Here is a 13,782-nt window from a genome sequence, read left to right on the forward strand (position 1 = left end):
GGGAGGAGACGATGGATATGAAGATAAGCAATGATGACGGCTATTTCGTCGAGGAACGTTCGGCTGAAACCGTGATTGCGCGGATGCGCGACTGTGACGATCCGCGTCTGAAGGAAATCATGGCGGTGGTGACGCGCAAGCTGCATGAGGCGGTGAAGGAAATCGAACCGACCGAGGAGGAGTGGATGAAAGCCATTCATTTCCTCACCGAGGTCGGCCAGATCTGCAATGAATGGCGGCAGGAATGGATCCTGTTTTCCGATATTCTCGGCGTCTCCATGCTGGTCGACGCCATCAACCATCGCAAGCCAAGCGGCGCGTCGGAATCGACCGTTCTCGGCCCCTTCCATGTCGCGGATGCGCCGGAAATGCCGATGGGTGCGAATATCTGCCTCGATGGCAAGGGCGAGGATATGGTGGTCACCGGACGCATCCTCGATACCGAGGGAGCGCCGGTCGCCGGCGCGCGCATCGATGTCTGGCAGGCCAATGACGAAGGTTTTTATGACGTGCAGCAGAAGGGCATCCAGCCCGATTTCAACCTGCGCGGCGTCTTCATCACCGGCGAGGACGGGCGCTACTGGTTCCGGGCCGCCAAGCCGAAATATTATCCGATCCCGGATGACGGTCCGGTCGGGCAGCTGCTGCGCGCCATGGGGCGGCATCCCTACCGGCCAGCGCATCTGCACTATATCGTTTCGGCCGAAGGCTTCGCCACGCTCGTCACCCATATCTTCGATCCCGACGATCCCTATATCCGTTCGGATGCGGTCTTCGGCGTAAAAGAAAGTCTGCTCGCCGATTTCCAGCGGGTGGATGATGCGCAGAAGGCGCGGGACCTGGGTTTCATCGGCGACTGGTTCTGGTCGGTGAACCACGATTTCGTGCTCGCCCGATGAGCGGCGGCAGCGACCGAACACGGCTTTACGTGCGTTTTGCCGAAAGCGATCCCGCTGCGGCTGCGCAACGGGCGGCGCAGATAGAGGCTCACAAGGCCCATCTGCGCAATGGCGAGGCGATGGCGGAAGGGTTCAAGATTCTTGTCTCCGGCCCGATGAGCGCGGTTGCCGATGGCCCATCCGCCGCCCTCATTATTGCGCAGGCGCTCTCGATCGAAGACGTCATCGCCTTCAGCGATGCCGACCCATTCGTCATTCACGGTGTTTATAACCGCATTCATATTTTGAGCTGGACGCCGACGTTGTCGACGATTTCCGGGCTGGAGCCTGGCTGAATTTCGTCGGCGCGGTGCGCCTGGCATTTGTTAATATTTCATTTGCAATTTTTGCAAATGCAACATTTAATCGAAGGCGGGATGCTGGCGATATGTGCTTGACAGGAGCAGGGCACATATCAGTGTGGAGCACGCCGGGCACTCACGGAGGATATCGCAGGAACGGGAGACGCTTATCCATACCGGATGGCGCGTTCATGCGTGAAAGGGAGGAACATGTCCACGAATTATCTGAGCGCCGCGTCAGCGCGGACGAAGAACCCGGCCGGCGTTATCGCGACATGCGGCCTGATGATCATGTTTGACGGTTACGATCTCGTCGTTTACGGCGCCGTCGCACCGGCACTCTTGAAAGAAGGAGCATGGGCGCTCAATCCGGCCATGGTCGGGCGCGCCGCCGCGCTGACGCTGGTAGGCATGCTGCTGGGCGCGCTTTTTGCCGGCACCATGGCCGACCGCATCGGTCGCCGCAAAGTGGTTCTTCTCAGCCTCGCCGGCTTTTCGGCGATGATGATCGCCTCGGCCATGACGCCGAATTTTCTCGCCTTCGAAATCACGCGCTTCTTCGCCGGTCTCGGGCTTGGCGCGCTGTTGCCGACAGTCACCGCGCTGGTGCTGGAATTTTCGCCGCCGCATCGCAGGGCGCAGGCCAATTCCCTGTCTTTCCTCGGTTATCTTGTCGGCGGCATCATTTCCGGCGTCATGGGCATTCTCCTTCTGGAGACCTATGGCTGGCGGCCCTTGATGCTGATCGGCGGCCTGCCGCTTATTCTTCTGCCGATCTTCATGCGTTTCCTGCCGGAATCGCCCGAATGGCTGGCAAGCAAGGGCCGGCAGGCGGAGGCCGACGGCATTTGCGACAGCTACGGTCTGCAACGCATCGTGCCGCATGCGAAAATTCAAAAGGGTGGTGTCGGCGCGCTGTTCTCGGAAGGTCGGTTGCTCTCGACGCTGAATGCCTGGGGCATCCACTTCTGCTCGCTGCTTCTCACCTTCGGCATGGTCAACTGGCTGCCCACCATCATGAACAAGATGGGTTATGATATCAGCTCGGCGCTCAGCTTTTCCGTCATGCTCAATGTCGGGGCCGCGATCGGCATCCTCATCGGCGGTCGGTTTGCGGATAAGGGCAATGTCAAGGTGGTCGTGGCGATCCTGTTTGCCATCGGCGCCGCCTCGATCTTCGCCCTGACGGTGAACAAGGGTCCGCTTCTTTATGCCTTCGTCGCTCTTGCGGGTGCGGGCACCATCGGCACCCAGATTCTCGCCAATGTTCTGGTGGGACGGCTCTACCCCGTTCATATTCGCGGCACGGGTCTCGGTTTTTCGCTGGCGGTCGGGCGGCTCGGCGGCATTGCCGGTCCGATGATCGGCGGCCTCGTGCTGCAGCGGGGTCTGGCGCCCGAATGGAATTTCTACATTTTCGGCTCGGTCGCACTTGTGGGGCTGATGCTGACGGTATTGACCCTGCTTTACCGCACCTCCGGTGACGCGCGGGTTTGATGAATGAAACGGCTGGCCGCGGAGAACCCAAATCCGCGGCCGGAGCATTTCCGGCAAAGCTGCCGAGCGGTTTTACGCCCGGAAAATGACGTTAACGCATCATGCCTTGCGGGACACCGGCGCTATTGTCGCCATCTGCTGCAACGTCCGTTCGTTGATGCGTTTGGCCCGCGCCAGCGCATCGTCGCGATCTTCCGGCAGTGTATAGGTCATATAGGACAGCGACGTTTCGAGGTCGTTGTTGTTATGTCCGAGAATGGCGGCGAAGTAGCTGTTCTTGGTCACATGCGGCGGCGCGAAATTGTGAAAGGCTACCTCGGCATAGAGGTGCCGGAGGCCATAGGGCTTTGGCAGCTCTTCCTTCGGCCAGAGATCCTCGAACAGGTTAAAAACCGTGTCCCGGAGCAGCAGGCGGGTTTCCGACGAAAAATCGTCGATCGACATGCCATGCCACAATTTTCCCTGCCCGCTTTCGCGCAGGCGCCTATAGGCGGCCAGAATCGTTTCCGAGCGGGCAAGCACCGGGATTTCATAGGTAATCCCGAATTTCGTTCCTTCGCCCTGTTTCGTCTTGGCCTGGCCGTTGAACAGGAGGCTCCATTTGGAGACGCCCTTGCCATAGGGGGCAGGTGAAAATTCGGCCTGGGTGAAGACCTCGTAGGGGCGGCGTCCCGTCATGCCGATCAGGCCGATGCCGATCATCAGGGGATCGGCGGACAGGAGCTTATCGGCGCAAATCTTCAGAACCTGCCGATAATTCTCGAAGGTGATCAGCGCGCCGTGCTTTCTGGCGATCTTCTCCATCTTCACCCGGCGTGCATCGTCATACATCGCGGCATCGCCGGTGGCGATCTTCAGCATCGGGTGGTCGTCGCCGAAGGCCTCGCGGATGGCGTTGCGATATTTGGTGATGTAGGAGATGATCGTTGTCTGGGCTCTGCCCTTCATGGTGCTGATTTCAGCATTCCACAGGGACTGCATCTCTTCTTTTGTTCCCATGCCGTTCATCGCCGAAATGAAATCCGCGATGCGCAGCAGAACGGTCGGCTTGCGACCGGCGGTATTGAACTCCGCCCGCTCGATTTTTTCGACGATGGAGGTCGCCACGCCGGTTTTCGTATAGTCGGCGCGCGCAATATAGGTGTTCAGCCGCTCGCGCAGCTTTTTCATGTTGCAGATGGCAAGCGGTGTGCTCTTTGCGCCGAACTCGGCCTTCAGCGCATTGCGATATTTCATGATGTAGAGTTCGAGCGTCTTTTCGGTGCGGCCATTGTCGAAATGGTAGCGGACCTCGGCATCCCACAGATCGCGGATTTTTCTGTTGCGGAGCGTGTCATCGCTCTTCATCGCCTCTTTGACCTGGCCGACGAAATGATCGATGCGTTCCACGAGGACTGGTGTTTTCGTCTTTCGCTTTGAAGCGGGCATGCGGCGGCTCCCTGAACCCGTCCGGAAATATAAAATCCATGGTTGGCGATCAACAGCAGCACGGTTGCGGAAATGTGATGAACATCCACTGCAGGCCGGTTTCTTTTGAATAATAGTTTAAGCGATTCCGCAAGCACGGCCGCGACGCGAAGAAGCATCGGCGATGCATTCGCCGCCGAAGATCATCCTAGACGCGGGATTTCGGCCGATGGGGATGCAGGTTATTTCGGAAGCCGGGTCTTCAGCGACGTCACGATACGCTTGGCCAGTCCCTCATAGTCCTCGTCAAAATGGTGACCGCCCTCGATGCCGACTGCTTCCACGCCCTTGGCTTTCAGGCCGGGGCAGGGGTCTTCATCTTCTTCTTCCGTGCCATAGATGCATTGCACCAGCTTCGGATCAATCTTGGCGATGTCATCCACCGTCTTGCCGCCCTTGCCTTCACCGGCAACGCCAAGCCAGCCTTCGACGGAAATCTCGAAATCCACTTCGGTCGAAAGTCCCATCAGGGTCAGTTGCACGACATGCGACTTGTCGCGGTCCGGCAGCAGATTATAGGTGGCGGGAAGAATATCGGCACCGAAGGAATAGCCGATCAACACCACATTGCGGACTTTCCATTCCTTGCGATAGGTGTCGATGATGCGGCCGAGATCTGTGGCGACCTCCTGCGGTTTCTTTTCCTTCCAGAAATAGCGGAGCGAATCGACGCCGATGACGGGTATGCCTTCCTTCTGGAAGGCGCCGCCCACTTCCTCGTCGAGATCGCGCCAGCCGCCGTCGCCGGAATAGATCACCGCCATGGTGTCCATCACCGGGCTGGTTTCCAGAACCTTGATCGGCAGGCCGAGCGGGCTGTCGGTGTCGCCTGCGGCGTCGATCTGGTCGGACAGGGTCTGGGTCAAAACCTCGTCCGCCTTGTCATCCACATCCGTCACGTCGATATCGGGATGCAGCTTGACGAGCGCGTTGACGTGGTCGCGGCCCTTCTGATCCGCGGCAGGCGTGAACAACACGCTGACGGGGGCGGGCAGCGGCCCGTCGGTCAGGCCATAGACCGTTTCGCCATCCGCCTTGTCCTTGGTTGCGGGGGTGCAGAGGATTTTCTCAAGCGGCAGGCCGGCCTTGGGGTCGACGGCGATGGCTTCCCGGACGGTGGAGACGGGGCTCTGCGCAATCATCGCCAGCGCCAGCGTTCCGCCCTTGCCGATGCCGGTGAGGATGGGCTGGCGATAGCTGCTCGTGCCGGCGGTGCGCTGGATCTGCTGCGAGAGCGACTCGATGTCCGAGATCATATAGATGCACTCGTCATCATCGGCCTCGAGCGCCTTCAGATATTCCTTGAAATCGATACCGACCACGGCTGCGCCCTTTTCCACCAGCGCCTTGGCGCGGGTCTCATCGGCAGCCGTCCATCCGTCCGCATCAGAAATCAGGAAGACGCTGGCGAGAATTTCGCCATCCGGCACCATGATATGCTCGGAAGGGATCATGCCGGTCTCGTAAGCGGGCTTGTCCTGCGCAAAAACGGCGCCAGAAACAAACAAGGGGGAGGCGAACAGGGCGGAGGCGGCAAGAACCGCTTTCAGCATGCTGGGTTTTCTCATTTTCCGATCACTCCTCTGACGCCGCCGCTGATGAGAACCGTCGCATCCATCAGCGCCAGAGCGGCGTCTGCGCCGTTCTGCACGGCAAGGTAACGCGGTTCCCATTTCGGGTGGAACTTCGCCTTGAAGGCGCGAAGTCCCTTGAAGTTGTAGAAACGTTCGCCGTGTTCGAACAGCGTGCTGCCGATGCGGTCCCAGACGGGGGCGGCGTCGCGTTTCGACATGCCGGACATGGGGGCCATGCCGAGATTGAAGCTCTCATAGCCCGCCTCGCGCAGATATTGCATGATGCTGACGAAGAGAAAATCCATCGAGCCGCGCGGCGCATCCGGCGAAAAACGCATGAGGTCGACGGTGGCTTCCTTTTTTGTGTCCGTCACCATCAGATTGGCGAAGGCGGTGATCTTTCCATCCTTGCGCAGCACGGCGACAGGTTGCGACAGGATGTAATCCGGCTCGAAAGCGCCAAGAGAGAAGCGCTTTTCCCGGGTATTGTGGTGGGCGAGCCAGCCATCGGAGACCTGTTTCAGCTCATCCAGAATATCCGCCACCTGCGCCTGTTCGACCACCTCGAAGGTCAATCCGTCGCGCGCGCCGCGGCTCAGCGACTGGCGAAGATTGGCGAGCTTGCCGCCCTTCAGTTCGAATGCGGTGAGATCGACCAATGCCAGTTCGCCGAGCTTGAAGGCGCGCAGGCCCGCATCGGCGCAATGGGAGAGGAGGAAAGGCGAAATCTGGTAGAAGGCGGCGCGCGCACCGGCGCCACGGGCGGCTTCCACGAATTGCCAGACCAGATCCGGAAAATCATCCTCATCGCCGACCGGATCGGCAAACGCGATCCATGAGCGGCCCTGGATGCCATACATGATGAAGGCGTTGCCGCTTTCGGAGAACATCACGTGTTTGTCGCCCATGCGCACCAGATTGGCGTCGGCCGCATCCTGTTTCATGACGATGCCGGTCGCACTCGTGACGTCGTCGGCCTTGATGGCGTCCGGCCTGAAGGCCACCGGCCGCATCAGGCTGAAGATGGCGATGGTGGAGGAGGCAAGAACAAGGCCGAGAAGGGCGCGCAATCCGCGCGGCGCTTCCTCGGAGAATTCGAACTGCCACCATAATGTCTGGCTGTAATCCGTATCGCGATAAACGAAGAGCAGGATTGTCGCCGCGCCTGCAATGATGACGGCCATGGCGGCGAGCCAGCTTGGGCCCAGCGCCTGTTTCACCAGCGAGGCATGGCGGTTGAAGCTGCGCATATTGACGGAGAGGGCCGCAATGAAGACGCCGAGGATGGCGGCTTCGAACACGGCGATGGCCTTAAGGAGCGAGAGGACCAGCGCCAGCGAGGCGGCGACCAGCGCAATCCACCAGGCGCCGTCCAGCCGCTGCCCGAGGCCCCGCGAGGCGACGACAAGCACGAGGCCGAGAATGCTCGTGAGAAAATGCGCCGCCTCGACGATGGGAAGCGGTACGAAATTGGAGAGGAAATCCAGATTGCTGTCCGGTGTCGGCGTCACACTCGAGAAGATCAGCATGGTGCCGAGGATCATCGCGAAGGTCGACAGCAGCGGCGGTGCGAGCCTGACGGCAAGCTGGCTGATATCGGAGACAACAGGCTTTGCCGCGAACTGCTTCATCTCCGAGACGAGCATGACCAGGATGGCCACCACCAGCGGCAGCACGTGATAGATCACGCGGTAGAGAACGAGGCTTCCGAGCAGCTGATCGACGCTGATGGCGTTGCCAAGTCCCGCAACCATGACGGTTTCGAAGACGCCAAGGCCGGCGGGCACATGGCTGAGCACGCCGAGGCCGACGGCGGTGGCGTAGATGGCGAAAAATGTCGGCCAGCCGAGATGCGTGTCGGGCAGCAGGACATAAAGCACGGAGGCGGAGGCGGCGATATCGAAAGCGGAGACCAGGAACTGGCGCGACGATGTCCGGCTGTCCGGGAGACGAAGCCGCCATGCGCCGAGCCGGATGGCGCGCCCGTTGCGCCCGACATAGGCGGCCGCCACGAGAATTGCGATTATGGCAAGCGCTGCACCCCTGAGAATAACGGCATCGACGCCGATGATGGCGGCGATGCGCGGTGCGACGATGAAGGTGGAGATGGCGCTGACCGAAAGCAGCCCAAGCCCGAAGGACAGCGTGACGAAGGCGATGACGCGGGCGATTTCACCGGGTGAAAGACCCAGCCGGGAATAGGCGCGAAAGCGGATGGCGCCGCCGCTCAAGGGGCCGAAACCGGCGGTATTGCCAATGGCATAGGCCGCAAACGCAGTTGCCGCCATGGGCGGAAAGGGCAGCTTGCGGCCGATATATTCGATGGCATTGGCGTCGTAGAATATCAGCGCCAGAAAGCTTAGCGCGGTGAAAACGATGGCGAGCAGCACCGCCGAGGCCGAGGTCTGTGTCAGCGCATCGATGACGTCGTCATAGCGGACTTCGGAGGTCAGGTGATAGATGGCGAAAGTCATCATCACGAAGACCAGCGTAATGGCGATCGCTGTCAGATAGGGGCGGTTTCTGGCAAAAAAGCTTTCAACCGCAGATTCCGTAACATCGGTTTGTGTAATTTCGCTCTTGTCTGCCATTTACTTTGCCCAGCGCCAGTTCCTGTTGGCGAACCACAGGATTGTGTCGCTAATTCGTTTAGGTTGAGGAAATGTGATTAGCAGAAAAGCATGAAGTGTCGATGTGAAGTTTGTGGCCGATCATGCGTGAATTTCACCGGTTTGGGGCGGAAAATGCAACTATGGAATGCATGATTGACGGGATTGTTCCGAATGACGCCAAATTGACCGTTGTGGTTGCTTGGTGGTGCCGTTTGATGCGACTACACGCTCCTTTCGATTGAAGGAGATGCCAATGAACAAGCCCACAAGAATAGTCGTTTCGTTCGTCGTCGCCCTTGTGGCGGGCGGCGGATACATGGCGGTGGATAAGATGCGCGGCGCCGAATGGGTCGTTTCGCCGCAACAGATCGCGGAGGCCAAGGCAAAAGGGCAGATGGGTTATGAATCCCGTCCGGGCACCGTGACTGTGTTGCCGATCCGCAGCGAGACGGCGGATGTGCTGCCGATGAAATGGGCGCTGATTGGTGTCGTCGCCGGGCTTCTGGCTTTCCGGGCGACCGGCAAGAAAAAAGCGGCAAAGGCTTAAGGGCCTGCCGCTCACATCTCCGGCGCTTTGCGCCGGAGATAAATTGCAATATGCCTCACGCGCCCCAGGTTTTTTCGAGCACACGGATCCAGTTGCCGTGGCAGATTTTGGCGAGCGCCTCGTCGTCATAACCACCCTTGCGCAGGGCTTCGACCAGCAATTGCAGGTCGGCTGCGTCCTTCATGGCGGCGGGAATGGTGGTGCCGTCGAAATCCGAACCGAGAGCGACGTGATCGATGCCGATGCGGTTGACGATATAGTCCACGTGGCGGACGAGTTCGTTGAGATCGGTGTCCGGATTTTTCACGCCGTCCTGACGCAGGAACAGAACGCCGAAATTGATGCCTGCGAGGCCGCCCGTGTCGCGGATGGCGTCAAGCTGCCGGTCCGTCAGGTTGCGGCTGTGATTGCACAGCGCATAGGCGTTGGAATGCGAAGCCACCAGCGGCGCGTCGGAAATCCCGGCAATATCCCAGAAACCCTGCTCGTTCATGTGCGACAGGTCGACCATGATCTTCAACTCGTTGCAGGTCTTTATCAGCCGCTTGCCGGCATCCGAGAGGCCGGGGCCGATATCCGGCGTCGAGGGGAAACGGAAGGGAACGCCGTAAGCGAAGATGTTCGGGCGGCTCCAGACCGGCCCGAGCGTGCGCAGGCCCGCTTCGTAGAGAACGTGGAGCGCATCCAGATCGGCGCCGATCGCCTCCGCACCTTCGATATGGAAGACGGAAGCGAAAGCGCCCTCTGCCATGGCGTTGCGGATATCGGCGGCCGTGCGGCAGACCTTGAGCGCGCCTGCGGATTGTTTTTCGGCCCGGAACAAAAGGCCGGCCATGGCAAGTGTCGCCTTCAGCGCATCCGCCTCGGTCGGCGTCGGGTAGTCGCCGTTGGCGTCCTTGTCCATGCTGGGCGAAGGCACATAGGCGGCGCAGAGGCCACCGGCCAGCCCGCCTTTCTTGGCGCGGGGCAGGTCGATGTGGCCGATGGTATCCCCTTCGATGAGAAGCGTTTCGGGGGAAACATTGCCCGATCGCCATAACCGCAGCAGCACGTCGTTGTGGCCGTCGAAGACGGGTACGGTTTTTTGATCGGTCATGGTCATTCACCTTCGGAAATGGGATTGCGCGGACGCGCGTGCGGACGAGTTTTCTGAATTGGTAGAGGAAAGGTCAAGGCGGGAGCAAATGCAATCCGTGCATAGGCTCTGCCAAATTTGGAATTGGTCGGGCCTCGTTTGCTCGTGGTAATCGCGGGAAAACATAAAAAAAATGACTGGATTGGGGCAAACCCATACCGTTTTCCGAAAAATAAGGTCCGAAAGGGGATTTTCGATGATTTCAAGACGCAACCTGCTGATTGCCGGCGCTGCCGTTCCGTTCCTTTCTTATGCGCGCATTCCGGCCTTTGCCGCGACGCCGAAGGATATTCTGGTTGTTGCGCAGCAGCTGGACAATATGACGAGCCTTGACCCGCATGAAGGTTTCGAAGCCGTCGGCGGTGAAATCATCTCCAACATGTATCAGAAGCTGGTGCGCGCCAACCGTGAGGATTCGACCAAGGTCGATCCGGTCATCGCGAAATCCTGGGAAGCCGATGCGGACAGCAAGGTCTTCACCTTCACGATCGGTGACGAGGCGACCTTCGCGAGCGGCGCCAAGGTCACGGCGGAAGACGTCGCCTTCTCGTTGCAGCGCGCCATCAAGATGAACAAGAGCCCGGCCTTCATCATCAGCCAGTTCGGCTTCACGCCCGACAATGCCGAGACAACCATCGTTGCCACTGATGACAAGACGGTGAAGCTGACGACGGCAAAGCCGACCGCCATCTCCTTCCTGCTTTATTGCCTCTCCGCCAATATCGGCGCGATCGTCGAAAAGAAGGCGGTTCTCGCCAATGCTTCCGGCGAAGACCTCGGCAATGGCTGGCTGCAGAAGAACAGCGCCGGCTCCGGCGACTTCGTGCTACAGGCCTGGAAGCCGAGCGAAAGCGTTGCGCTCACCGTCAATCCGAACGGTCCTTACAAGGGCAATATCAAGCGCATCATCCTGCGCCACGTCACCGATCCGTCTTCCCAGCTGCTGATGCTGCAGAAGGGCGATATCGACATTGCCCGCGACCTGACGTCGGAACAGCTGCGCACTGTCAAGGACGATGCGAATATCGAACTGGAGCGCAAGTCCATTGCCTCGCTGGTGCTGATCTCGCTTAACCAGGGCAATGAGAACCTCGCCAAGCCGCAGGTCTGGCAGGCCATCAAGTGGGCGCTGGACTACAAGGGCATGCAGGAAAACATCGTGCCGCTGACGCACGAAATCCACCAGAGCTTCGAGCCGAAGGGCTTCCCCGGTGCCGTCAACGACATTCCGTACCAGCGCGACGTCGAAAAGGCCAAGGCGCTGATGGCGGAAGCTGGTCTTGCCGATGGTTTCGAGATCAGCATGGATCACTATTCCGCCCAGCCTTACCCGGATCTGGCGCAGGCCATTCAGGCAAACCTTGCCGATATCGGCATCAAGGTGCGCCTGCAGTCGGCGGAAAACCGTCAGGTTCTCACCAAGATGCGCGCGCGTGAGCACCAGATGGCGCTTTCCGCATGGGGCACGGATTATTTCGATCCGCATTCCAACGCCGATGTCTTCAACATCAACAAGGACAATGGCGACGACGCCAAGTCGAAGCCCTTCCTGTGGCGTTCGCGCTTCAAGAACGACGACTTCGCCGCCAAGGCCGAAGCCGCGCGTGACGAGAAGGATCCTGCAAAGCGCGTGGAGCTTTATGAAGCCCTGCAACGCGAGCACATGGAAAACAGCCCCTTCGTCTTCATGTTCCAGACCACGAAGACGGCAGCCTTCCGCAACGGTGTTTCCGGCTTCGAACTCGGCGTTCTCTCCGAGGGCAATTCCTACCACGATGCGAAGAAAGCGTGACATTGAACAAGCGCGTTAAAAGCATATCGTCGATACTGGGCAGCGTCCTTCTGACGCTGTTCGGTTTGATGATCATCACCTTCATGATCGGGCGCGTCATGCCCGTCGATCCCGTCATCGCGGCGGTCGGCGATAACGCGCCCGAAGACGTCATCGTGCGGGTCCGGGCCGAAATGGGTCTCGACCAGCCGCTGGTCGTGCAGTTCTTCCATTATGTCTCGCAGGTCCTGCATGGCGATTTCGGCAATTCGATCCTGACCCGCAATCCGGTCTGGATCGATATCAAGCGCGTTTTCCCCGCCACCTTCGAACTTGCCACCGCAGCTCTCATCCTTGCTGCGCTGATCGGCATTCCGCTCGGTGTCTGGGCGGCCGTCAAGCAGGGCAAGCTGACCGATCAGGTCATCCGCGTGGTCTGCCTTGCCGGTCACTCAGTACCTGTCTTCATGCTGGCGCTGATTTCGCTGCTCGTGTTTTACGCAACGCTTGGCGTCGCGCCGGGACCGGGCCGGCAGGACATCATCTATGACGGCATGATCACGCAGGTTACCGGCCTGATGACGGTCGACACGCTGCTTGCCGGCGACTGGGACGCCTTTTACGACGCCATCGCCCACATGGTGCAGCCCGTCTGCATTCTCGCCTATTTCAGCATGGCCTATATCACCCGCATGACGCGCGCCTTCATGATCGACGCGCTGAAGGGCGAATATGTCATCACCGCCCGCGCCAAGGGGCTTTCGGCCATGACCGTGATCTGGGGCCATGCCTTCCCGACGGTCGCCGTGCAGCTCATCACGGTTCTCGCACTCACCTATGCCGGCCTCCTCGAAGGTGCGGTGGTGACGGAAACTGTGTTCAGCTGGCCGGGTCTCGGCCAATATCTCACCGTCTCGCTCATGAACGCGGACATGAACCCCGTCGTCGGAGCAACCCTGTTGATCGGCTTCATCTATGTCGCCCTCAACCTGCTCGCAGACGTGCTTTACAGAGTTATGGATCCTCGCGTTCGATGATGTTAGCTAATTTCAGAAACTGGGCGCTGGATGAGACGCCGCATTCGCGAACACAGGCTGCCTGGGGCAACCGGTATCGCATCTGGCTGAACCTCAAGTCCAACCCGCTGGCGGTGATCGGGCTTACGATCATCGTTCTCTTCATCGCGCTGTCGCTGCTGGCGCCGCTGCTTGCCCCTTACGATCCGGCGACGCAGAACCTCGGCAATCGCTTAGCGTTTCCGAGCGCCGAACACTGGTTCGGCACGGATGAGCTCGGTCGCGATATTCTCTCGCGCATTCTCTATGGCGGCCGCGTCACGCTCGGCATGGTCATTGCCGTCGTCGTTCTCGTCGCACCCATTGGCCTCGCCATCGGCTGCATCGCCGGTTATTTCGGCGGCATTGTCGATACGGTGCTGATGCGGGTGACGGATGTGTTCCTGGCTTTCCCGCGTCTCATTCTGGCGCTCGCCTTCGTTGCGGCGCTGAAGCCCGGTGTTGAAAGCGCCATTCTCGCCATCGCGCTCACCGCCTGGCCGCCCTATGCGCGTCTGGCGCGCGCCGAAACCATGACGGTGCGCGGCAGCGATTTCGTTGCGGCTTATAGGCTGACCGGTGCTTCCGCCTGGCGCATCATCGCCCGGCATATCGCGCCGCTCTGCGTGCCGAGCCTTATCGTGCGTATCACGCTCGACATGAGCTCGATCATCATCACCGCCGCCAGCCTCGGCTTCCTCGGCATGGGTGCACAGCCGCCTTCGCCGGAATGGGGAGCGATGATTGCGACAGCCAAGCGCTTCATCTTCGAACAATGGTGGGTCGCCACCATTCCGGGCATCGCCATCTTCCTCGTTTCGCTCGCCTTCAACTTCCTAGGCGATGGCCTGCGCGACGTTCTCGACCCGAAGGGACATTGAGCC

11 protein-coding genes are annotated in these 13,782 nt (G+C 59.8%); 7 read left to right on the top strand and 4 right to left on the bottom strand.

Translation table 11 applies throughout. The annotated features are described in order from the left end of the window. The first annotated feature begins 11 nt into the window (after nt 1-11). From graB to PH605_RS10260, 3 genes are all read left to right on the top strand, one after another. Nucleotides 12-899, top strand: a complete 888-nt coding sequence (graB, locus tag PH605_RS10250) for a hydroxyquinol 1,2-dioxygenase (RefSeq protein ID WP_078051631.1) — start codon at nt 12-14, stop codon at nt 897-899. Further along, nucleotides 896-1,234, top strand: coding sequence for a YciI family protein (locus tag PH605_RS10255; RefSeq protein WP_142844964.1), 339 nt, complete (start codon nt 896-898; stop codon nt 1,232-1,234). The genes graB and PH605_RS10255 overlap by 4 nt, the downstream gene beginning before the upstream one ends. 216 nt (nt 1,235-1,450) lie before the next feature. Further along, the gene (locus PH605_RS10260) at nt 1,451-2,737 is read left to right on the top strand and encodes an MFS transporter (protein ID WP_161987859.1); all 1,287 of its coding nucleotides are present in this window, start codon (nt 1,451-1,453) and stop codon (nt 2,735-2,737) included. Nucleotides 2,738-2,836: 99 nt separating this feature from the next. Here the strand turns inward: PH605_RS10260 and PH605_RS10265 are convergent, their stop codons facing one another. From PH605_RS10265 to mprF, 3 genes are all read right to left on the bottom strand, one after another. Next, nucleotides 2,837-4,165, bottom strand: a complete 1,329-nt coding sequence (locus tag PH605_RS10265; protein ID WP_142844963.1) for a telomere resolvase — start codon at nt 4,163-4,165, stop codon at nt 2,837-2,839. 221 nt (nt 4,166-4,386) lie between these two features. Next, nucleotides 4,387-5,772 carry a virulence factor gene (locus tag PH605_RS10270; protein ID WP_161987858.1) on the bottom strand — a complete coding sequence of 462 codons (1,386 nt, stop codon included), beginning with the start codon at nt 5,770-5,772 and terminating at the stop codon, nt 4,387-4,389. Beyond that, a complete protein-coding gene (gene mprF, locus PH605_RS10275) occupies nt 5,769-8,369 on the bottom strand; it encodes a bifunctional lysylphosphatidylglycerol flippase/synthetase MprF (protein WP_080856748.1) in 2,601 nt (866 codons plus the stop codon). The genes PH605_RS10270 and mprF overlap by 4 nt, the downstream gene beginning before the upstream one ends. A gap of 274 nt (nt 8,370-8,643) precedes the next feature. Here mprF and PH605_RS10280 point away from each other — a divergent pair, with 274 nt between their 5' ends. Next, nucleotides 8,644-8,937 carry a hypothetical protein gene (locus PH605_RS10280; RefSeq protein ID WP_142844962.1) on the top strand — a complete coding sequence of 98 codons (294 nt, stop codon included), beginning with the start codon at nt 8,644-8,646 and terminating at the stop codon, nt 8,935-8,937. A 55-nt stretch (nt 8,938-8,992) separates the two neighbouring features. Here PH605_RS10280 and PH605_RS10285 read toward each other — a convergent pair whose 3' ends face one another. Beyond that, nucleotides 8,993-10,033 (bottom strand): dipeptidase, encoded by a 1,041-nt coding sequence (locus PH605_RS10285; RefSeq protein ID WP_142844961.1) that lies wholly within the window; start codon nt 10,031-10,033, stop codon nt 8,993-8,995. Nucleotides 10,034-10,268: 235 nt separating this feature from the next. Here PH605_RS10285 and PH605_RS10290 point away from each other — a divergent pair, with 235 nt between their 5' ends. Genes PH605_RS10290 through nikC form a run of 3 tightly spaced genes read left to right on the top strand, consistent with a single transcriptional unit; the run spans nt 10,269 to nt 13,779 of the window. Next, entirely contained in the window at nt 10,269-11,864 is a 1,596-nt protein-coding gene (locus PH605_RS10290; RefSeq protein ID WP_078051637.1) for an ABC transporter substrate-binding protein, read from the top strand. Nucleotides 11,865-11,866: 2 nt separating this feature from the next. Further along, complete coding sequence (locus tag PH605_RS10295; RefSeq protein WP_065656219.1) at nt 11,867-12,880, top strand: ABC transporter permease; 1,014 nt, start codon at nt 11,867-11,869, stop codon at nt 12,878-12,880. Continuing rightward, nucleotides 12,877-13,779, top strand: coding sequence for a nickel transporter permease (nikC, locus tag PH605_RS10300; protein WP_004433196.1), 903 nt, complete (start codon nt 12,877-12,879; stop codon nt 13,777-13,779). Before PH605_RS10295 ends, nikC begins: the two co-directional genes overlap by 4 nt. The last annotated feature ends 3 nt before the right edge of the window (nt 13,780-13,782 follow it).

This window comes from Agrobacterium sp. CFBP 3001, from assembly GCF_027871605.1.
GTDB lineage: Bacteria > Pseudomonadota > Alphaproteobacteria > Rhizobiales > Rhizobiaceae > Agrobacterium > Agrobacterium leguminum.